Source organism: Bacillus paranthracis (assembly GCF_024296885.1).
GTDB classification, from domain to species: Bacteria; Bacillota; Bacilli; order Bacillales; family Bacillaceae_G; genus Bacillus_A; species Bacillus_A paranthracis.
Map to the genome: position 1 here is coordinate 4,173,973 of NZ_CP101135.1, position 22,020 is coordinate 4,195,992.

General features: G+C 37.7%; 22 protein-coding genes and 2 other annotated features. All 22 genes read right to left on the reverse strand.

Going from position 1 to position 22,020, the window contains the following annotated elements; translation table 11 throughout:
• Positions 1 to 102: 102 nt before the first annotated feature.
• Positions 103 to 1,389, reverse strand: coding sequence for a GTPase ObgE (gene obgE, locus NLJ82_RS21595; protein ID WP_000497125.1), 1,287 nt, complete (start codon positions 1,387 to 1,389; stop codon positions 103 to 105).
• Positions 1,389 to 1,937, reverse strand: coding sequence for a sporulation initiation phosphotransferase B (locus tag NLJ82_RS21600; protein ID WP_001037006.1), 549 nt, complete (start codon positions 1,935 to 1,937; stop codon positions 1,389 to 1,391). The genes obgE and NLJ82_RS21600 overlap by 1 nt, the downstream gene beginning before the upstream one ends.
• 63 nt (positions 1,938 to 2,000) lie before the next feature.
• Positions 2,001 to 2,291, reverse strand: coding sequence for a 50S ribosomal protein L27 (rpmA, locus tag NLJ82_RS21605; protein WP_000944958.1), 291 nt, complete (start codon positions 2,289 to 2,291; stop codon positions 2,001 to 2,003).
• A 3-nt stretch (positions 2,292 to 2,294) separates the two neighbouring features.
• The gene (locus NLJ82_RS21610; RefSeq protein WP_001993153.1) at positions 2,295 to 2,639 is read right to left on the reverse strand and encodes a ribosomal-processing cysteine protease Prp; all 345 of its coding nucleotides are present in this window, start codon (positions 2,637 to 2,639) and stop codon (positions 2,295 to 2,297) included.
• An 11-nt stretch (positions 2,640 to 2,650) separates the two neighbouring features.
• On the reverse strand, positions 2,651 to 2,959 hold the full coding sequence (gene rplU, locus NLJ82_RS21615; protein ID WP_000270908.1) for a 50S ribosomal protein L21: 309 nt from the start codon (positions 2,957 to 2,959) through the stop codon (positions 2,651 to 2,653).
• A 14-nt stretch (positions 2,960 to 2,973) separates the two neighbouring features.
• Positions 2,974 to 3,051, reverse strand: a sequence feature (ribosomal protein L21 leader region).
• Positions 3,052 to 3,128: 77 nt separating this feature from the next.
• Positions 3,129 to 4,517, reverse strand: coding sequence for an Rne/Rng family ribonuclease (locus NLJ82_RS21620; protein ID WP_000855434.1), 1,389 nt, complete (start codon positions 4,515 to 4,517; stop codon positions 3,129 to 3,131).
• A gap of 67 nt (positions 4,518 to 4,584) precedes the next feature.
• Positions 4,585 to 5,445, reverse strand: coding sequence for a stage IV sporulation intramembrane metalloprotease SpoIVFB (gene spoIVFB / locus NLJ82_RS21625; RefSeq protein WP_000599050.1), 861 nt, complete (start codon positions 5,443 to 5,445; stop codon positions 4,585 to 4,587).
• Positions 5,438 to 6,184, reverse strand: coding sequence for a stage IV sporulation protein SpoIVFA (gene spoIVFA / locus NLJ82_RS21630; protein ID WP_000797473.1), 747 nt, complete (start codon positions 6,182 to 6,184; stop codon positions 5,438 to 5,440). Before spoIVFA ends, spoIVFB begins: the two co-directional genes overlap by 8 nt.
• 133 nt (positions 6,185 to 6,317) lie before the next feature.
• Positions 6,318 to 7,115, reverse strand: a complete 798-nt coding sequence (gene minD, locus NLJ82_RS21635; protein ID WP_000503310.1) for a septum site-determining protein MinD — start codon at positions 7,113 to 7,115, stop codon at positions 6,318 to 6,320.
• Positions 7,116 to 7,117: 2 nt separating this feature from the next.
• Entirely contained in the window at positions 7,118 to 7,804 is a 687-nt protein-coding gene (gene minC, locus NLJ82_RS21640; protein WP_000391517.1) for a septum site-determining protein MinC, read from the reverse strand.
• A 35-nt stretch (positions 7,805 to 7,839) separates the two neighbouring features.
• Complete coding sequence (mreD, locus tag NLJ82_RS21645; protein ID WP_000975746.1) at positions 7,840 to 8,385, reverse strand: rod shape-determining protein MreD; 546 nt, start codon at positions 8,383 to 8,385, stop codon at positions 7,840 to 7,842.
• A 14-nt stretch (positions 8,386 to 8,399) separates the two neighbouring features.
• Positions 8,400 to 9,251 (reverse strand): rod shape-determining protein MreC, encoded by an 852-nt coding sequence (gene mreC, locus NLJ82_RS21650; protein WP_001135483.1) that lies wholly within the window; start codon positions 9,249 to 9,251, stop codon positions 8,400 to 8,402.
• A 41-nt stretch (positions 9,252 to 9,292) separates the two neighbouring features.
• Positions 9,293 to 10,312 (reverse strand): cell shape-determining protein MreB, encoded by a 1,020-nt coding sequence (mreB, locus tag NLJ82_RS21655; protein ID WP_000466737.1) that lies wholly within the window; start codon positions 10,310 to 10,312, stop codon positions 9,293 to 9,295.
• Positions 10,313 to 10,469: 157 nt separating this feature from the next.
• A complete protein-coding gene (radC, locus tag NLJ82_RS21660; protein ID WP_001013367.1) occupies positions 10,470 to 11,147 on the reverse strand; it encodes a DNA repair protein RadC in 678 nt (225 codons plus the stop codon).
• Between the two features lie 46 nt (positions 11,148 to 11,193).
• Positions 11,194 to 11,769, reverse strand: coding sequence for a Maf family protein (locus tag NLJ82_RS21665; protein WP_001226286.1), 576 nt, complete (start codon positions 11,767 to 11,769; stop codon positions 11,194 to 11,196).
• A gap of 221 nt (positions 11,770 to 11,990) precedes the next feature.
• Positions 11,991 to 12,953, reverse strand: coding sequence for a hypothetical protein (locus NLJ82_RS21670; protein ID WP_000360988.1), 963 nt, complete (start codon positions 12,951 to 12,953; stop codon positions 11,991 to 11,993).
• A gap of 165 nt (positions 12,954 to 13,118) precedes the next feature.
• Positions 13,119 to 14,420 (reverse strand): bifunctional folylpolyglutamate synthase/dihydrofolate synthase, encoded by a 1,302-nt coding sequence (locus tag NLJ82_RS21675; protein ID WP_000582085.1) that lies wholly within the window; start codon positions 14,418 to 14,420, stop codon positions 13,119 to 13,121.
• Between the two features lie 93 nt (positions 14,421 to 14,513).
• On the reverse strand, positions 14,514 to 17,159 hold the full coding sequence (locus NLJ82_RS21680; protein ID WP_000072232.1) for a valine--tRNA ligase: 2,646 nt from the start codon (positions 17,157 to 17,159) through the stop codon (positions 14,514 to 14,516).
• A 38-nt stretch (positions 17,160 to 17,197) separates the two neighbouring features.
• Positions 17,198 to 17,430: a binding site (T-box leader), on the reverse strand.
• Positions 17,431 to 17,552: 122 nt separating this feature from the next.
• Positions 17,553 to 18,578, reverse strand: coding sequence for a spore coat protein YsxE (gene ysxE, locus NLJ82_RS21685; RefSeq protein WP_000367001.1), 1,026 nt, complete (start codon positions 18,576 to 18,578; stop codon positions 17,553 to 17,555).
• Positions 18,579 to 18,640: 62 nt separating this feature from the next.
• The gene (gene spoVID / locus NLJ82_RS21690) at positions 18,641 to 19,660 is read right to left on the reverse strand and encodes a stage VI sporulation protein D (protein WP_139253834.1); all 1,020 of its coding nucleotides are present in this window, start codon (positions 19,658 to 19,660) and stop codon (positions 18,641 to 18,643) included.
• Between the two features lie 79 nt (positions 19,661 to 19,739).
• Positions 19,740 to 21,029, reverse strand: coding sequence for a glutamate-1-semialdehyde 2,1-aminomutase (hemL, locus tag NLJ82_RS21695; protein ID WP_000712928.1), 1,290 nt, complete (start codon positions 21,027 to 21,029; stop codon positions 19,740 to 19,742).
• Entirely contained in the window at positions 21,029 to 22,018 is a 990-nt protein-coding gene (gene hemB / locus NLJ82_RS21700; RefSeq protein ID WP_001087059.1) for a porphobilinogen synthase, read from the reverse strand. Before hemB ends, hemL begins: the two co-directional genes overlap by 1 nt.
• Positions 22,019 to 22,020: the final 2 nt, after the last annotated feature.

Consider the following 22,020-nt stretch of genomic DNA (forward strand, 5'->3'; position numbering starts at 1 on the left):
CTTCTTTTTCTATTATAAATTGAAAATTTAATTAGTGGGGATTTTTTCCTGTATAAATCAGACTTTTACGATATAAAAAAAGACTGCCGTATTTCGGCAGTCTTAGTCGATAAATTCAAATTCATATTCAAGAATTTTTACAATATCTCCGTCTTTTGCACCACGTGCACGAAGCGCTTCATCAATACCCATTCCGCGCATTTGACGAGCGAAACGACGTACAGATTCATCACGTGAGAAGTCTGTCATCTTGAATGTTTTCTCGATATCGTAACCAGAGATAACAAACGTGCCATCACTTTCACGTGTAATGTCAAATTTAACACCTTCAGTCTCAAGTTTGTACATTACACTTGTATCAGACTCATCCGCAACTTCATGTATTGGGAATTCAGGTGTTGTTTCTAATAAGTTCGCTACTTCAAATAGTAAATCACGAACACCTTGTTTCGTTACAGCTGAGATTGGGAAGATTTTTACTTCGTCTCCCACTTTCTCTTTAAATGCTTGTAAGTTTTCTTCTGCATCTGGCATATCCATTTTGTTTGCAACAACAACTTGTGGACGCTCCGTTAAGCGAAGATTGTATTCTTTTAATTCATTATTAATCGTTACGTAATCTTCATATGGATCACGGCCTTCTAAACCAGACATATCAATTACATGCACGATTACACGTGTACGCTCAATATGACGCAGGAATTGATGACCAAGTCCAACGCCGGCATGTGCGCCTTCAATTAGTCCAGGAAGGTCAGCCATAACGAAGCTGCGGTTATCACCTGTTTCAACAACACCAAGGTTTGGAACGATTGTTGTAAAGTGATACTCTGCAATTTTCGGACGTGCTGATGATACGACAGATAATAACGTAGATTTACCTACACTTGGGAATCCAACAAGTCCAACGTCTGCTAGTACTTTAAGTTCTAGAATGACATCACGTTCTTGACCTGGTTCCCCATTCTCAGCAATTTCTGGCGCTGGGTTCGTAGCTGTTGCGAAACGTGAGTTACCACGGCCACCGCGGCCACCTTTTGCAATTACAGCTGTTTGTCCATGCGTTACTAAATCGGCAAGAATTTGACCAGTTTTTTCATCTTTTACTACCGTTCCTGGCGGAACTTTAACGATTAAATCTTCAGATTTACGGCCGTGCTGACCTTTACTCATTCCGTGCTGACCGCGATCAGCTTTGAAATGACGTTGGTAGCGGAAGTCCATTAATGTACGTAAGCCTTCTTCAACAACGAAAACAACATCTGCACCTTTACCACCGTCGCCACCTGCTGGACCACCTTTTGGAACATACTTCTCACGACGATACGCAACCATTCCGTTACCACCGTCGCCGCCTTTTACATATATCTTGACCTGATCTACAAACATTATTTCACCACACTTTTTTCAATTGGTTGTAATATAACTGAGACTTCTTCGTCTCTTACTGTATAAGAAATGGAATACCATTTATTGTTTTGGTTCGCAAGCCAATTCTGTAGTTCTTCTACACTCGTTAGCTTACCACGAAAATCAAAAAAGAAACGAGCATTCTCCGCGTCACATTCAATTGTGATACAAACATAATTTTCAACATATACGTCTAAACTATGCTGAAGCATTGAGAAAAATTGATTCGTCCATGTACATACAGTCTCATCTAAGTGAGATAAGTTATGTAAATTCCCTAATACTTCGTACTCCAATAAGCACGGCTGCTGTTTCCAATTATATGTTAAAATCCACTCTGAAAATAAAGGCATTGATAGCCCCATCAGATTGGATTCTTGTCTCGCTTCTTGGACAAAACGATCGATGAGACTATGAATTTCTTCCACTTTTCCAAGGGAAAGGTTTCCTTTCACCATCTGCATACGATTGAGCCAATCATGTCTTGAATGGCGCAATGCATCTATAATTGTCCATTTTTTATTCATTTAGATACTCCTTAATATAGAAAAACTCTAACCTGCACTCAGGTTAGAGTTTTCCGTGAGTTCTTATGCTTCTTGAGCAACAGGATATACGCTCACTTGTTTGCGGTCACGGCCAAGACGCTCGAAGCGTACTACGCCGTCAACTTTCGCGTATAAAGTGTCATCGCCACCACGACCAACGTTAACACCTGGATAAATTTTTGTACCGCGTTGACGGTAAAGAATTGAACCACCTGTAACCGTTTGACCATCTGCGCGTTTAGCACCAAGACGTTTTGACTGAGAGTCACGACCGTTCTTTGTACTACCTACACCTTTCTTAGATGCGAAAAACTGAAGATCTAATCTTAACATACGTTACACCTCCTGCACTTTTTCTATTAAACGGATATACTTTCCGTAATCAAGTTCGATCGTCTTAAGCGAAACAACCAATCCTTCTAAAAGTATCTGTGCTTTTTCTGCTGTATGAACGTCTAAATCATTAGGCAATTCATACGTTAAGAATCCACCATCACTTCCGAGTTCAATAGTTGCCTGCACATTACAAAGTTCTTCCACAGCATTTATGGAACCAAACACAACCGCTGTAGTTCCAGCACAGACAAGATCTTGTCCATGTGGCGCATAATCGGCATGTCCAGTCATTTTAAATGATTGGATACTTCCTAATTTCGTGCGACTTATCGTAATTTTAATCATGTTAACCAGAATTAAGCGTTGATAGCTTCAACAACTAGCTTAGTGTAAGGTTGACGATGACCTTGTTTCTTACGATTGTTCTTTTTCGCTTTGTATTTGAAAACGATGATTTTCTTAGCGCGACCGTGTTTTTCAACTTTCGCAGTAACTGTTGCACCTTCTACAACTGGGCTACCAACTTTCACGTTTTCGCCACCAACGAAAAGAACTTTGTCAAAAGTAACAGTTTCACCAGCTTCAACATCTAATTTTTCAATGTAGATTTCTTGACCAGCTTCAACTTTGATTTGTTTTCCACCTGTTTCGATAATTGCGTACATACTTGCACCTCCTCTTAATTACTAAGACTCGCCAAAAACGAGGTAGACATAAATGCCTTTAAGGAACCTGTCTTGTGCGGTTGTAGCATATAGCCGTTTAGGTGCTATAAACTATAACATAAAGATGTTATCATGAATCATAGACTATTGTCAATGAAAGTTCTAATAACTATTTTTTCCGTTCTATAATTTCTTTTTTACTTCCAAAACGGATAATAGCGTACTTTTCGATCATATCATCTTTGAAATAAATTTCAAATGGAATATTTTTTTGTAATTCTTTTTGCAAAAATTGTTTTTGTAATTCTTTAGGTGCAGAGATTAATACTGCCTCATCTTCTATATTGCCATATGTAATTAGCTCTCTCTCTAGCTCATACGCAATCGTTTCATATGACATGACATAACCCGTCGCTTTGCACGGTGCACACTCTTCAAGTAATACGTCGCGTAAAGAATGTTTTTTACGTTTACGTGTCATCTCTAAAATCCCTAACTCTGTGAACCCGAGCACTCTTGTATATGTGCGATCATGTTGCATAGCAGCGATGAGACATTCTCTTATCTTTTCTTTATCTTCTCTTCTTTTCATATTAATAAAGTCAATTAATATCATACCACCAATATCACGGAGTCTTAATTGACGCGCTATCTCTTCAGCTGCTACTTCATTTGTACGAAGGACTGTATCTTGTAAATTCTGTTTTCCAGTAAACTTACCCGTATTCACATCAATTACAGTCATCGTCTCCATTTGTTCCACAATTAAATAAGCACCATTTGGGAGCCACACAATTTTTTGAAGTGCTTTCTCAATCTCACGCTCTATGCCAAAATGGTTAAATATTGAAGACTTTTCATTATAAAAAGATATTTTTTCTTTGCCGACTTTTTCTTCTAATTCTTTTACTATACTTCTTGTATCTACAACTACTTTTTCAATCGTTTCAATTGGATTCTCTTGAAATACACGATCTAAAAAGGTTGCTGGCCGATGGACTAGTAACGGTGCCTTTCCTTGGCCCTCTTTTCTTTTTAACTCTTCATATAACTGCTGTAACCTTTGCATTTCAGCTTGTATTTCTTCAATTTCTCCTTTTTCAGAAGCTGAGCGGAAAATATAACCTCCTTTCCCTTCTACTTCAATTTGGAGTAATTGTTGCCTTCTTTTATTGTTTTTTATTTTCCGAGAAACCGCACGCATTTCATCATATGGCATATAAACGACATATTTCCCGGTAAATTCTATATTTGCTGTCAATTTTGGTCCTTTCGTATCAATTGCCTCTTTTACAACTTGTACGAGTACCGCTTTTCCTTCATGTATATGATAAGAAGATGGTACATCATCGTACGAAAGATAAGCATGTTTTTCTAAACCTATATTTACAAAAGCCGCATTCATTCCAGCAATCGTTCTTACGATACGTCCAACATAAATATGCCCAACAATCTCTTGTTCTTCATTTCGTTTCCATAAAAACTCAACAATTTTCTTCTTCTCTTCAATTGCAACGCGTTTTTCCGATCCAGCGTAGTTCATATATAACGTTTTCAAAATACTTTCCTCACTTTATAATCTTCTTTGCTTTTACAATAATAAAAGGTTAGTGCTAACGTCAACACTAACCGATTAATTCTTCAACAGATGAAGTTGTTCGTTTTTCAGTAAAATACGCATAAAGCAATTCATTTTCATCCAATGTGTAATGTTCTTTATATTTTCCGCGGACGATAATAGAATGCTTATATCCTCTACGAAATTTTGTGAATATCTTATATAAATGATCTTCTGATTGCACCTCAATCGATGCAATCTTTTCAATTCCTCTTTTGTTCCCATAATAACGTTCTAATAAAAAACGCATAAAGGCATACCGTCTTTGCTTCCATTCTTGATATAACGACACCGCTAAAAATATGAGTAGTACCCACATCATAATATTATTACTATTCCAAAGTAACTGCCACCCTAGTATGACACTAAAAAAAACACATGATAATTTCATCATCTTTTCATGTGCTTGTAAATAAGGAAAACGATATGATAGTACGTTAAACAATACTTTTCCACCATCAAGAGGCCAAATAGGTAGTAAATTAAACGCTAAAATAATTATATTATTCCACATAAAGAAATAATATAATTCCGCATGAAGCCAACCAGCTTCAAACAACATATAGCCTACCGCCATCATCCAAATATGTTGAATAGGTCCTGCAATTACAACAACTAGTTCCTCTTTCAATGATTTATTCCCATGTTCCTCAAGCTCAGCCACACCACCAAACGGCAAAAGTTGAATCTTCTTAATACGCCAATTATAGTGTGCCGCTGCAAAAGCATGCCCAAGTTCATGGATGAGAACGATACAAAATAACAGTAGTAACTCTTTAAAACGTGCCGTGAAAATACCAATGACAATAATAACCCAAAACAACGGATGTACTGAAATCTTTGTTAAAACATCTCTATATTTAATCAAATGAAATCACCTGAATCGGATCAATAAATTTTTCGTCCTTTTTTATTGCGAAATAAAACTTACCATTTTTATTATTCGCATCATTATTCACTGTTCCAATTTTTTGTTTCTTTGAAACATAATCATATAATTTCACTGACATATCATTTAAATTTGCATACCATGACTCCGTACCATCTGCATGCTGAATTTGAACTGTATTACCAAGTTCCTCTTTCTTGCCCGCAAAAACTACTAGCCCTTCATTCACTGACTCAACAGTTGCATTTGTAGCTGTTTGTACAAATACACCTTGGCCATTTTTTTGAAACCCTTGCATCACCTTTCCGGAAGCAGGAATGGCATAATCTTTTTGCTGAATCATTTCTTCTTTTTTCTCATTAGGCGAATAGAACACGAGCGGTTTTCCAAACTGTTTTTCGTACCATTTCGCTACAGTAGCAAACTGAAATTCTTCTTTCATCACTTTTTCTGTAACAGCTTTAGCACCGTCGAAAGAAGCTGGTGCATTCTTATATAAAATAGCGACAGAAAGAACTAATATTGCTGATAACAATACTTTGAAGAAAAACACTTCTTTTCGAAATAAAGGATGAATTTCCTTTTCTCCATCTTCAATAAATACTGTTTCACTATCAAAATTCCCTTCAGTAAAATACTGCTCTTCCTCCATCCTTTCTTGCTCTGCCTTCCTCTTCGCAATCCGTTTTTTAATTTCTTCTACACGTCTATTCTTCATACTGTCTCCTTTCTTTCGTTAAGCTAATGTACATAGAAACAGTTGTATACAGTTTGTACATATGTATGAGCTAGGTATGGAAGATATTCGTGTGAAGAAAAAAGAAAGCACTCCGCAAATATGCGAAGTGCTTTTAACGGATTCCAAAGAAGTTTTTCATCTTTGTAAATACCGATACCTTTTCTTGTTCAAATGCTTGTAATGGGACATTCTCACCCAACAAACGTCTTGCAATATTACGATAAGCTAACGCTGCTTTTCCGCTCGGTTGCAACGCTACAGGTTCACCTGTATTTGTAGCACGAATAACTTCATCATCATCTTCGACAACACCAAGAAGCTCGATTGACAATGTACGTACGATTTCATCAACATCTAACATATCCTGTTCATGAAGCATATGACTACGCACACGATTAATAACAAGTTTCGGTGGTTCAATATCCTCTTTTTCTAAAAGCCCGATAATACGATCCGCATCGCGCATTGAGGATACTTCTGGCGTCGTAACAACAATTGCTTTATCCGCACCAGCTACCGCGTTTTTAAATCCCTGCTCAATCCCCGCAGGACAATCAATTAATATGTAATCATAATCTTGACGTAATACTTGTATTAATTCATCCATTTGTTCAGGTGTTACCGCTGATTTATCACTCGTTTGTGCTGCAGGTAATAAATAAAGATCATCAAAACGTTTATCTTTAATAAGAGCCTGAGGTAAACGGCAACGCCCTTCAACGACATCAACAAGATCAAATACAATACGATTTTCCAGCCCCATTACTACGTCTAAGTTTCGAAGACCGATATCTGTGTCAATTAAGCACACTTTCTTTCCAGATAACGCTAGGGCTGTCCCAATGTTCGCAGACGTTGTAGTTTTACCTACACCGCCTTTTCCAGATGTAATTACTATTGCTTCTCCCACAGCTATACAATTCCCCTTTCTAACTTTGTTAAATTAGGTCTAAGATGAGTGAGAAGTTGCAGTCGATCGACAACAATGTGATTGTTCTCATTAATATACGCACATTCTGCCGCCTCCGCTCCGTCTTCTTTCTCTTCCGGAGCCCGCATTGCCACATCACTAATTCGAAGTTGCATCGGGTTCATAACAGATGCAGCGATTACAGCATCTGAATCCCCATAATACCCCGCATGTGCAATTCCTCTTAATGATCCTACGACAAAAATATTCCCCCCAGCGATAACCGTTCCGCCTGGATTAACATCACCAATTAACAATAAATTTCCTTTTACATGTAAAACTTGTCCAGAGCGAACAATTTTGGAAATAGGGACGATTTCTGTTTCTTCTTTCCAAGCTATTGCTTCCTCTTTCGTTATAACATCACTTTCAATCGAATCCACAACGAGATTCTTTTTATTACGAATTAACGTACGAATCTCTTCTTGTTGGACTTCTGTTAAATAACGGTTTCCTACTTTCACATGCACTTCAATTAAAGAGCGTCCATCACCATCATAGTAATGTGTAGAAAGCTTTTCATCCAATTCCTTCAATAATTCAGAGAATGAACAACAATCATCTAAATGAAGGGTTATTCCGTCTTTTGTCCCTTTTATTGTTACATTTTGTTGCTTTTTTTCTTCCACTAAAGTTCACCCCACCGATTCAATTCGACATAAAATTAGAAAATCCTTTTTTCTTTTTCTTCCATCGCTTTTGAAAGACGCACTAAATATCGTCTCAGTGGGAAACAAACTATCAATAAGAAAATTGCATTTAGCAATAAAGTAGACAGGAGACGATCTGTGAAAAAGACATACGCCGACATATGAGTACGTCCTAACAAAGTTAAAAATCCATACACATAATACTCTAATGCTACTATGCTAGCTAGTACGATAGAAGTAACAATAAATAAATTCAATTGTAGTACCTTCATCACACTATAAACTAAATAAACTAAAATCGGATACGCAAAAATATATATACCAACAAGTTCCGTGTATACGGTATCAAATAAGAAACCAAATAATAGTCCGTAATAAATCCCTTGGACCGGACTATAGTACACAGTAATAAAACATAACACAATGATAAAGAAATGAGGTGATGCTATACTGTCTTTCCAAAAAACCTCTGTTGGAACAATAGTAGCAAACATATTTTCAAATAAAAAAGCAAAAAGGAGCAAAAGAGGAAGAGCTGCTCTTTTTAAAATCTTCATCATCTCTTCTCCCCCTCCTATTCTAATGGCGCTGAAGGCGTTTCACGTTTCGCAACTACAACATGCTCTACGTCATTTAAATCAGCGGCTGGCTTTACATAAGCTGTTTTTGTTAAACCGTATGGATCCTGCTGAACTTCAACGATTTTTCCAATTACAAGACCTTTCGGGAAAATATCACCGAGCCCAGATGTTACAACTAGTTGATCCTTATCTACCGGTGCATCAGAACCAATCTTTGTGAAAAGAAGTAAGTGCTTTTCTTTATCGTAACCTTCAATCAATCCAAAGATTTTCTCATTCCCTTGTACGATAGCAGAAACACGATTTGTTCGGCTCATAGAACTTAACAATTCTACTGATGATGTAAACTGAGATACACTTTTCACTCGTCCCACTAAACCTTGTGGAGTTAATACAGCCATATCTTTTTTTATTCCTTGCTGTGCCCCTTTATCAAGTCCAACTAAATCGTACCATTTATCTGGGTTACGAGAAACAACAGTCGCTGGAATTTCAGTATAACCGCTATTTAACTTATCTTTACCCGTTAACTCTTGTAACTTCTTGTTATCATCTTCTAATTGTTTTACTTTCCCTGATAGACCTGCATAATTGTCTAATTTTGCTTTTAATTCTTTATTCTCTTCATACGTGCGCTTTACATCCTCTACATTTTCGAAGAATCCAGCTACGTATTTCGCTGGCTTTTGGAATACACGTTCTACAACACCGACAGTGTCTTTAACAAACTGCTCTGGCCATGTTAAACTGTTCCGTTCTTTCAATGAGATTCCAATCAATGCCACGAGAAGAATAATACTAACTAACAAAACAATTAATCTTTTGTTTAAGAAAAACTGTGGCACGTTCACACCCTCTTAATTTCATTGATTTTTATTTTGCAATATTATCGAGCAGCAGTTTTGAAAAGATCGATATTGTCTAATGCTTTACCCGTTCCAATTGCTACGCAATCTAATGGATCTTCTGCAACAAGAACTGGCATATTTGTTTCTTCACTAATTACTTTATCTAAATTACGTAGTAATGCTCCGCCACCTGTTAATACGATGCCACGGTCCATAATGTCTGCCGCTAATTCTGGTGGAGTTTTCTCTAACGTATTTTTAACAGATTCTACAATGGCATCTACTGTATCTTTTAATGCATCTGCAATTTCTTCTGGTTGAATTAGTACTGTTTTTGGTAAACCACTTACTAAATCACGACCACGAATTTCCATAGGCTCGATACCTTCTGGCTCGCCTGCAGAACCGATTTCTAATTTTAATGCTTCAGCTGTTCTTTCACCGATCATTAAGTTGTAGCTTTTCTTAATGTACTGAATGATTGAATCATCCATATCATCACCAGCAACACGAACTGATTGACTTGTTACAATACCACCTAAAGAAATGATTGCAACTTCTGTTGTACCGCCACCGATATCAACAACCATGCTACCAGTTGGTTCCCAAACAGGTAAGTTTGCACCAATTGCTGCTGCAAATGGTTCTTCGATAGGATAAGCATCACGAGCACCAGCTTGACGAGTCGCATCGATTACTGCACGTCTTTCTACAGCTGTAATACCAGATGGTACACATACCATTACATAAGGCTTACGTGAGAAGAATCCATTTGATTTTTGAGCTTGTTGAATGTAATATTTCATCATTGTTGCTGTTGTTTCGTAATCAGCAATTACACCGTCTTTCATCGGGCGAAGTGCCACAACGTTTCCTGGTGTACGACCAATCATTTGTTTTGCATCGCTACCTACAGCAACGATTTGTTTCGTATCAGTTTGTAACGCTACTACTGAAGGTTCACGTAAAACTACACCTTTTCCCTTTACATATACAAGCGTGTTCGCAGTTCCTAAGTCTATTCCAAGATCGCGAGTAAAGCCACCAAATCCAAACATATTATTTATCTTCCTTTCTTGTTTTCACGGACTCATTTTTTCTTACTTTATATTATAAAAACAGTACGTTTTTTATATCTTTATCCTTTTTGTAGATAATTTTCTACAAAAAACTCATAAATCACATTATAAAACAAAATAAGTAAAAAGCATAGTCTTAAATATGACCTTTTTCCTTTAAACTCACGAATTTATGGTCACCTATTATAATATGATCGAGCACTTCAATTCCGATAATCCTGCCGCATTCTACTAAGCGTTTTGTTACTTCAATATCTTCTCGGCTCGGCGCAGGGTCTCCTGAGGGATGGTTATGAAGACATATGATAGAGGCTGCTGCACGGCGAAATGCTTCTTTAAAAACTTCCCTGGGATGTACAATTGAAGAGTTTAAACTTCCAATAAAAATCGTTTGCCTATGTATAACTTGATTCTTTGTGTTCAAATAGAGACATACAAAATGCTCCTGCTGCAAGAAGCGCATTTCTTCCATCATATATCTGGCGCAATCTTCCGGGCTTCGAATGCTGTATCTATTTTGATATTCTAAACGCACCATTCTTCTACCGAGTTCAAAAGCAGCGATGAGCTGTGATGCCTTCGCAACTCCAACACCATGTATACTCACTAACTCTTCTAGCGTTGCGTCTTTCAACATACGTAAACCATCAAAATGATGCAAAATTTTATCCGATAACTTTAAAACTGTTTCGTCTTTAGAACCTGTTCTGAGTAACACTGCAAGAAGCTCCCGATTGGATAAACTTCCAGCCCCTTCTAACAATAAACGCTCCCGTGGCTGTTCTTCTTTGACAACATCACGAATACCGTTCATTTCTCCACCCCTTTATTTGTTCTCTCAAAGAAAATCCCATGCAGTTTTACGCATGGGTTACATCAATATTAAATTGTTTTAATTCCCGAACAAGACGTGAAATTGGTAACCCAACTACACTATAGTAGTCCCCTTGAATATGTTGAACAAAAATAGACCCTTTACCTTGAATCCCATAACTTCCTGCTTTATCCAAAGGCTCTTTTAATGCAATGTATGCGTCAATTTCCTCTTCTGTTAATTCCCAAAACGTAACTTCTGTACGCTCGTAAAAAGTGACTGTTTTGTCTTTTGCTATAATTGCAACACCTGTATACACTTCATGTGTTTTCCCTGATAATAATTGCAACATTTCTTTCGCCTCAGCCTCATTAGATGGCTTTCCAAGAATACGCGATTCATATGTAACAATTGTATCTGCACCTAACACAATATGATCACTGTTATATTCTGCTACCGCAGATGCTTTTTGCAGGGCGAGGGACATAACAATATCAGAAGGTGATGAATACGCACCAATCGTTTCTTCTACTTCACTTACAATAATTTCAAATGGTACACTCGCTAACTCAAGCAATTCCTTCCTGCGAGGTGATCCTGAAGCTAAAATAATTTTTCTCATATTTTCTCCTTCCTTTCTCACATGAAGCAGAATCATTTATATCAATCGTATCAAAGGAATAGTTTGTCCACAAATAAAAGAAATATTATTTTCTCTAAACAAAATAATACTTCCTTACTAAAACACGATTATATTCCTGTCATAGAGAAAGCACTTTACTCTAAATTCAAAAGAAAAGAAAGAAGCCTCTACACTTCTTCCTTCGTCATTTCATTATCCTATTATTTCACCTTTTGTGAAACAATTTTTTCGTATGAAAGTATACCATCAATGATAACTTGATTTAATTTCGCCAAAGACTCCTTATCACCTTTGCCGTCCTTCACTGTTTGCACAGCTACTGAAGTGTACATATACAATTTCTTTGCTTCCTCCTGCTTCATACTTTTCCCTTCTTTTTCAATCGCTTTCCACTCTTTTTCGATCGCACTTATATCTTTTGCATTACTTTTTTCACTAGCTTGTACGCTAGAAGCATATTTTGCTAAATGAGTATATAATGGCTGTACTTTTGTTAAAAACGCCCCAACTTCTTTATCATCTTTCAGTAACGCTTTATCTGTTATATCCCAGTCCTTTTTCAATACGGAGACATTATCATTTTTATACTGCGTCATTAATTGGTTTATGCCTTGTTCATCGCTAGCAATACCAACAACTAATGCATACTTATCACCGCTCGGTTTTAAGGCTGCTACACCTCCATTACCTTTCCACTCTTCAAGAGCGGCCTGTCCCTTTTCTTCAGAAGAATAGATTCCTCCTTGAACAAAAAATAATTTCATTGGATCTAATGACGTTCCTGTCTGTGCTTTTGTTTTTTCCTCTTTTGGTGCTGGTGTTTGTTCTGCCGTTCCACCCACCTTTGATTCTTCCTTTCGCATCTGCTTCGAAGCTGTTACTTCGCTTCCTCCTGTGGCACCTTGTCCTTTCAGTAACTGTAGCATCCCCATCCCAAACGCCGTACCAATAATAATTGCAGTTGCAACGATTGCAATTAACGTATTGCTCCACTTCTTTCGATTTTTTTCCGTAGACGCTACTTTCGATTTTTGAAACGGAACAACGTTTTTTGGCCTTTCACTTTCTACTACCATCCAGTCAAATTCATCTTTCTTCTTCTCCTCATACTTCGCTTCTGTTCCATTCACTTTCACTGAGATCGTTCGTGATTGCTTGTCCATACACTCACACCTCACCTCTTATCGTTGTCCGCATCATATCATATTCATTTCACAAAAAAACGAGATATTTGTCAGAGGAATTCGCCAAATAACCCTATATATTTATCTTATATGTATGCATTTGACTTCATTTGTAGAACAAAAAAACTAGATAGCAAAGACTATCTAGTTTTTTTCGCGAATATATTTTCGAACTTCCGAAATGAAATAAAGAGAACCTGTTATGATAAAAACATCATTTTCTCCAAGCATTTCAACCTTCGTATCAATTGCCTCTTTCCAATTGTCAAAAACTAATTTTGACTCTTCCTTTGCATACGATGCAAGCTCGCCTGCTGAAATAGCACGATCAAAGGCGAATGTTGTAAAAATAATTTCATCGGCGATGCTTTCTAATTGACCTACCATATTGTGCAATTGTTTATCACCAAGGGCAGTAAATAAAACTATTACATTTTTATCTTTGTAATGTGATTCTACCGTTTTCACAAGACTTTCAATACCTTCTGGGTTATGAGCACCATCTATAATAATATCCGGATTACTTTGCAGTTTTTCAAAGCGCCCCACCCAATACGCTTCCTGTAATCCAGTTCTTATTTCTTCTTCCTCAATTAAAAATGATAAGTATATTTTTACATACATGACTGCCATAAGTGCAAGTGCTGCGTTTCCTACTTGATGGCTGCCTTTCATTGTGATTCGCACATCTTCAAAAGAGGCGAAAGGACAAGTGAAATCGAACTGTTCTCCATCTTCACTAGACTGTTTATGTAACGATGTAAAATGGTTGCCCATCTCGTATAAGTTTGCCTGATTTTCCTTTGCAACTTTTTGAATGACTTGCAACGCTTCCTCATCTTGCACACCAGTAATAACCGGAACACCAGATTTAATAATCCCCGCCTTTTCATATGCAATTTCTCCTAATGTATTACCTAAAATATGCATATGATCGTGACCGATATTCGTAATAATCGTGAGAACTGGATGAATCACATTCGTAGAATCAAAGCGCCCTCCAAGCCCTGTTTCAAATAAAACAACATCACAGAAATTAACTTTACCGAAATAACAAATTGCCATAACAGTAATAATTTCAAACTCAGTCGCTTCCCCTAAATCCGTCTCATCTAGTTTTTCAACGACTGGCTTTACCATCTTTACAAGTTCAGTAATCTCTTCATCTGCAATTGGCGTTCCATTCACACTAATACGCTCGTTAAATGTTTCAATATAAGGGGAGGTAAATGTTCCTACCTTATATTTTGCATTTTCTAACATGTAGCGCATATATGTTAACGTTGAACCTTTTCCATTTGTACCAGCAAGATGAACACATTTTATGTGACGTTCTGGATTTCCGAGTTCTTCTAGCATCCATCTCATTCTTTCTAATCCTGGTTTAATACCAAACTTCAATCGGCTATGAATCCACCCTATCGCTTCTTCGTATGTATGTATCACGTATGCTTTCCCCTTTCAAAAAACAACCTTCATCATTCTATTATACGCAAAGAAAAGAGACTCACCAATATAGTGAGTCTCTAAAAAACATTTTTATTTCTCAAGATCCGCTAGACGTTGACGAACTGCTTCGCGTTTTTCTAGGTAATCTTGCTCTTTCGCACGCTCTCCTTCAATAACTGCTGCAGGAGCTTTCGCTACGAAACCTTGGTTTGAAAGTTTCTTCTGTACACGTTCTACTTCTTTATCGAACTTCTCAAGCTCTTTCTCAAGACGTGCTCTCTCTTCATCAAGATTGATAAGATCAGCTAACGGTAAGAATAACTCTGCACCTGTTACGATTGCAGTCATTGCTTTTTCTGGCGCTTGTAAGTCCGTTTGAATTGTTAATTCGCTTGGGTTACAGAAACGCTCAATGTAAGAGCTGTTTTTCGTAAGTTGAGCAAGTACAGCCTCGTCTTTTGCTTTAATTTGCATTTGAACTTTTTTGCTCATTGGCGTATTAACTTCTGCACGAATGTTACGAACAGAGCGAATGATATCAACTAGAAGGTGCATTTCTGCTGCAGCTTCTGTATCTTGTAAATCTTCGCGAACTGTTGGCCACGCTGCTACTGTAATAGATTCGCCTTCGTGCGGTAAATGTTGCCAAATCTTCTCTGTTACGAAAGGCATGAATGGGTGTAATAGACGCATTGTTTGGTCTAATACGTAAGCTAAAATAGAACGAGTTGTTTTCTTAGCTGCTTCATCTTCACCGTATAGAGGAAGTTTCGCCATTTCAATGTACCAGTCACAGAAATCATCCCAAATAAAGTTGTATAATGAGCGACCAGCTTCACCGAACTCATATTTATCCATGTTACGTGTTACGCTTTCGATTGTTTCATTTAAGCGAGTTAAAATCCACTTATCTGCAACTGATTTTTCACCAGTTAAATCGATTTCTTCATATTTCATGTCATCCATGTTCATTAATACGAAACGTGATGCATTCCAAATTTTATTAATGAAGTTCCAAGTAGATTCTACTTTCTCCATGCTGAAGCGTAAATCTTGACCTGGTGCACTTCCCGTTGATAAGAAGAAACGCATTGCATCTGCACCGTACTTCTCGATAACTTCCATTGGGTCAATACCGTTACCAAGAGATTTACTCATTTTACGTCCTTGCTCATCACGAACTAAACCGTGAATTAATACATCTTTAAATGGACGCTCGCCTGTAAACTCTAAACCTTGGAAAATCATACGAGATACCCAGAAGAAGATGATGTCATAACCAGTTACTAGTGCATCTGTTGAATAGTAACGCTTGAAGTCTGCTGCATCTTCATTTGGCCAACCAAGTGTTGAGAATGGCCATAGTGCTGAACTGAACCATGTATCAAGTACGTCGTTATCTTGATTCCAGTTTTCAATATCTGCTGGTGCTTCTGTACCTACGTATACTTCACCAGTTTCTTTATGATACCAAGCTGGAATACGGTGTCCCCACCATAATTGACGAGAAATACACCAGTCGTGAATATTTTCCATCCAACGTAAATATGTGTTTTCGAAACGCTCTGGTACGAACGTTACTTTCTCTTCTTCTTTTTGCTGAAGCGCTACTGCCTTCTCAGCAAGTGGAGCCATTTTTACGAACCATTGTGTTGATAAGTAAGGCTCAACAACTGCACCACTACGCTCACTATGACCTACTGAATGCATATGAGGCTCGATTTCTACTAATACGCCCACTTCTTGTAAATCTTTTACTAACGCTTTACGGCACTCGAAACGATCCATACCGTTATACTTACCAGCTTTTTCGTTCATCGTTCCATCTTCGTTCATTACTAAGATACGTGGTAAGTCATGACGGTTACCTACTTCAAAGTCATTCGGGTCATGAGCTGGCGTAATTTTTACAACACCTGTTCCGAAATCTTTTTCTACATACTCATCAGCAATAATCGGAATCTCACGGCCTACGATTGGAAGTGTAACTGTTTTTCCGATTAAATGCTTGTAACGATCGTCTTCTGGATGAACTGCTACCGCTGTATCACCAAGCATCGTTTCTGGACGAGTTGTTGCAAGACGAATGTGGCCAGATCCATCTGTTAACGGATAGTTCATATGGTAGAATGCACCTTGAACTTCTTTATGAATTACTTCAATATCAGAAAGAGCTGTGCGTGTTGCCGGGTCCCAGTTGATAATATATTCACCGCGGTAAATTAAGCCTTTTTCGTATAATTGAACGAATACTTTATTAACCGCATCAGATAAACCTTCGTCTAATGTGAAACGTTCGCGAGAATAGTCTAGTCCTAAACCAACTTTCCCCCATTGTTGACGAATGTGAGAAGCGTATTCTTCTTTCCATTCCCAAGCCTTTTCAAGGAATTTCTCACGGCCAAGATCGTAACGTGAAATACCTTCTTCACGAAGTTTCCCTTCTACTTTTGCTTGTGTTGCGATACCCGCATGGTCCATTCCTGGAAGCCACAATACATCGTAACCTTGCATACGCTTCGTACGAGTTAAAATATCTTGAAGAGTTGTATCCCAAGCATGACCTAAGTGTAACTTACCAGTTACGTTCGGAGGTGGAATTACAATTGTATACGGTTGTTTCTTCTCGTCTCCTGTTGCTTCAAAATATTTGCCTTCTAACCACCACTGATAAAGGCCTTCTTCAACGGACATATGATCATATTTAGTTGGTAAATTCTTTTCCGTGTTTGACATTATTTTCCCTCCTTAAAATAAAAAATGCCCCTCATCCAAAAAAGGACGAGGGACATCGCGGTACCACCTTTATTTACAAACAAATTCAGGAATTTGCTTATACTCTTAATTTGATAACGGACAAATCCGTCTTTTCCTAATGAGAACTATTCCGTTCAGAAAAGATGCTCCAGGGCTACCTTCTAACATAACTATCTAGAGAATCTCCCAGCTAATGATTCTCCTCTCTGAAGACGTTTCTTGTTATACTCTTCCCCTTCAAGGCATTTATATGATTGTTAATTATTATATACAATAGTGTAAAAAACGAAACCTTATTCGTCAAGATAAATTTAATACTACAGCTTTTTGAGTAAAAAAAAGAAGATAAGTAACATCCTCTACTTACCTTCTTTATCCGTTCCCTTGCTGGGCAGCTTGTAATTGCGAAAGAAAATATTCTATATTACTAACGAGCCAATGCGCTTGTTGCAAACTCTTTACTCCGAGAAGTTCATTTTCCTCATTACGCCGCTCTCTTCTTTTCTTATAAGACTGGATTTGCCGAATAAATTGCGATGGATACGTCATATACGCAAACATGAGTAGTTGCTCTTCTTTCGTAAAAGGGAAATTTTTTTGATACATTTGATACCATTCAAACCGATCACTTCGCGCAATTGGATATGTGTTTAAAGACCGAGAATAAAAGCCTACAATATCTTGCACAGGTGTTGCAAACTTCGATTTTTCTAAACTAATAAAATAGCCATTCCGTTCATAATCAAATAAAAAATGATTAAGCGATACGTTACCATGTACAAAAGTAATGCGCGTTGTTTCTTTTTCTTTCATTGCATCGTTCCACTCATTTAATTGCTTCGTTGCAAACTCACGCGCCCTCATTACATGATGATAGTACGTACAATATTGCAATTCAAACGGAGACATATACCACTTCGCTTCAGATTCTACAAGAAACTCTTCTAACATCTCTCCATCACTTTCCCAGCGATCGGATATATTTGTATAATGTTTTTCTAAATCCTCTTCTGTATACGTTTCTTCTTTTACCGTTTTTTGATGCAACGTTCCGAGAGTCTGAAACATTTTATGGTATTGATCATTATCCTCGCCGTTCCCTTCCGCACGCTCTAACCAGGGCATTAAATAATAATTATACGTACCGTCACTTAAAATATAATTTCCGTCCGTCGCATGATATATAGGTACATAATTTGAAAAGCCTTTCTCCTTTAAATATTGAATATGATGCAAAAAGTTATTCCGCTCTAACTTCCTGCCTTCTATTTTCTTGAGCGCATATGGACCTTGATTCGTATAAATTTTCGTCACGCTTCCGTGTTCTTCCATATGCTGCGTATCCAATCTATATTGCCTTACAATGGGTTCATAGCGATTTCGTAATTCCATATCCATACGAATAACCCTTTCTATTCAAAACATAGCCTTTAGAAAAATAAGTGAGTGAAAACACTCACTTATTTCGCTTTTGCTCTTGAAACAGGAATATAAATAATTTGTCCTGTAGTTAAATATATATCTTCTGTTTGATTGACACGGTATAAGTTTTGTACAGATGTTTCATAACGTTCTGCAACAGATTCAATCGTATCTCCTTCTTGCACGAAATACATTCTTAACTTTGTAAATTCTTCTTCCGGTTCTTTCGTAAATAATTTCGTTAAATAAAGCGCATTTTCATCTCGCTGTGAATACGTTTCTTCTTCTTGCTCTTCTTGTTTTTTCGCTTTTTCTTTCTTGAAATCTTTTCGTCCGAACAATTCAAATTGCGGCGTTGTTTCTTTCTCCTCTTCACGCTCTACAAATTCATGTTCTTCTATTTCCTCTTCTTCTACTTCCTGCTCTTTTCTTTCTTCTAGTTGGAACGGTTCAAACGCGTAATCTTCCCACTCATCTGATTCCTTATAAGCTGGTTCTTCTACTTGCGGCGTCGGTCTATTTTCATCCTCTTGCGCTGAATCAACTTCCAACTCAGCATACGCCGTTTCTTCCTCTTCCTCTTCCTCTTCATCCTCGATTCGTTCTTCATCACATAAACCTGTAATAGATATATCCGCTAATAATTGTAAGCAACCATTTTCCTTTAGTTCATAATCAAATTCCTCGATAGATACATATAGTTCTTCAATTACTTTCACACGGTTTCTCGGGATTGATATTTCAAGCGGAAAGGAATGAACAAGTTCATTAACCCCATCTTCTCTCGTTTCTACATAATCTATTGACTTCGCTGGCGATAAATCTCTTAATGAATAAGCTGAATCATCTTGCCTTGCAACATACTCTCCCGTTAAATCTAATTGCCCTCTCACAATTACCTCATGATCAAGCTCTTCTATCTCAACGTCTGGATCTAACGAAATTGACAAAAGTTCTTCGACTTCCTGTCCTTTTTGGAACCAAACAGATTCTTTTAATGAAAAACGTAATGAATGATCTGTTGCCACTTCTTTTCCCCCTCCCAAACTATATGTCATTACAGATTTATGTACGGAAAGCTGACTTTATGAATAAAAAAAATCGCCCCCCTTACGGAGAGCGATTTTCTTTATTCAATTAAGCTTTTAATTTTGACATGGCAATTTCAGCCGCTGCAATCGTCGCTTCAATATCTGCATCACTATGTGCTGTCGATAAGAATAAACCTTCGAATTGAGATGGTGGCAAGAATACACCTTGTTCTACCATTTCACGATAGTAAGCTGCAAAGAATTCTAAGTTTGAAGATTTTGCTGCATCGTAATTAATAACTGGTTCGTCTGTAAAGAAGATACCAATCATAGAACCCGCACGGTTAATATGATGCGGAATGCCATGTTTTTCAGCCGCTTTACGTAAACCAGCTTCTAACATTTCAGCTTTACGCTCGAATTCTACATACGATTCTGGCGTTAACTGTACTAACGTTTCATAACCTGCTGCCATTGCTAGTGGGTTACCTGATAAAGTACCCGCTTGATAAATTGGTCCGCTCGGTGCAACTTGGCGCATAATTTCTGCTTTACCACCGTATGCTCCTACCGGTAATCCACCACCGATTACTTTACCTAAACAAGTTAAATCAGGTGTTACACCGTAATAACCTTGTCCGCAATTATAAGCAACACGGAATCCTGTCATTACTTCATCAAAAATAAGCAATGCACCATTTTGCTCTGTTACTTCACGAAGACCTTCTAAAAATCCTGGTTGCGGAGGAACAACACCCATATTCCCTGCTACTGGTTCTACAATGACACAAGCAATATCATCACCGAATTGTTCGAAAGCGTATTTCACACTTTCTAAATCGTTATACGCTACTGTAATCGTATTTTTCGCTACACCTTCTGGTACACCAGGGCTATCTGGTAAACCTAGCGTTGCTACCCCAGAACCCGCTTTAATTAATAACGAGTCACCATGACCGTGATAACAACCGATAAATTTCAAAATTTTGTTACGGCCTGTATAACCACGAGCTAAACGTAGTGCACTCATTGTTGCTTCTGTTCCAGAGTTAACCATACGTACAATCTCAATTGATGGTACACGCTCAATAACAAGTTTCGCTAATTTATTTTCAATTTCCGTTGGGGCACCGAAGCTTGTACCTCTTTCAGCAACAGCTTTTAAAGCCTCAACAACACGATCATTTGCATGACCATGAATTAAAGGACCCCATGATAATACGTAATCGATGTATTCATTTCCATCGATATCATATACTTTAGAGCCTTTTCCACGCTCCATAAACAACGGATTCATACCGACAGACTTAAAAGCACGAACTGGGCTATTTACGCCACCAGGCATTAAATCTTGAGCCTCTTCAAACGCTGCAATCGACTTATCAAACTTTTTCATTATTTAGCGCCTCCTTCTTGTAACCATCTTGCTGCATCTTTCGCATGATACGTAATAATTAAATCTGCTCCTGCGCGTTTCATACTAATTAATTTTTCAAGTACAACTTCTTTTTCATTAACCCAGCCATTTTGCGCTGCCGCTTTAATCATTGAATATTCACCGCTTACGTTATAAGCAACGACTGGTAAATTAAAGTTATTTTTCACATCACGAACGATATCTAAGTAAGAAAGAGCTGGCTTTACAATTAAGAAATCTGCCCCTTCCATTACATCTGATTCTGCTTCACGGAATGCTTCCATGCGGTTCGCTGGGTCCATTTGATATGTTTTACGATCACCAAATTGCGGTGCACCATGCGCCGCATCACGGAATGGTCCGTAAAATGCTGATGAATATTTAACAGCGTACGACATAACTGGTACATGTCCAAAACCATTTTCATCTAATGCGTGGCGAATTGCTGTTACGAATCCGTCCATCATGTTTGATGGCGCAATAATGTCCGCTCCTGCTTTCGCTTGGCTTACAGCTGTTTTTGCAAGAACTGCAAGAGACTCGTCATTTAAAATAATACCATCTTCAATTACACCGCAATGACCATGGCTTGTGAATTGACATAAACATGTATCCGCAACTACTACTAGATCAGGGAATTCACCTTTAATTTGCTGAATCGCACGTTGCACAATTCCATGATCACAATATGCTGATGATCCAACTTCATCTTTTTCAGCAGGTAAACCAAATACAATAACAGAACGAATACCTAAATCAACAACTTCTTGCATTTCAGCTTGCAATAAATCTAAAGATATTTGATATACGCCTGGCATAGAAGGCACTTCATTACGAACATTCTCTCCTTCTAATACAAAAATAGGGTAAATAAAATCTTCCGTATGTAAAAACGTTTCACGCACAAGCGCACGCATGCCTCCACTTTGTCTTAAGCGACGATGACGATTAAATTGTAAAGAGTTCATAG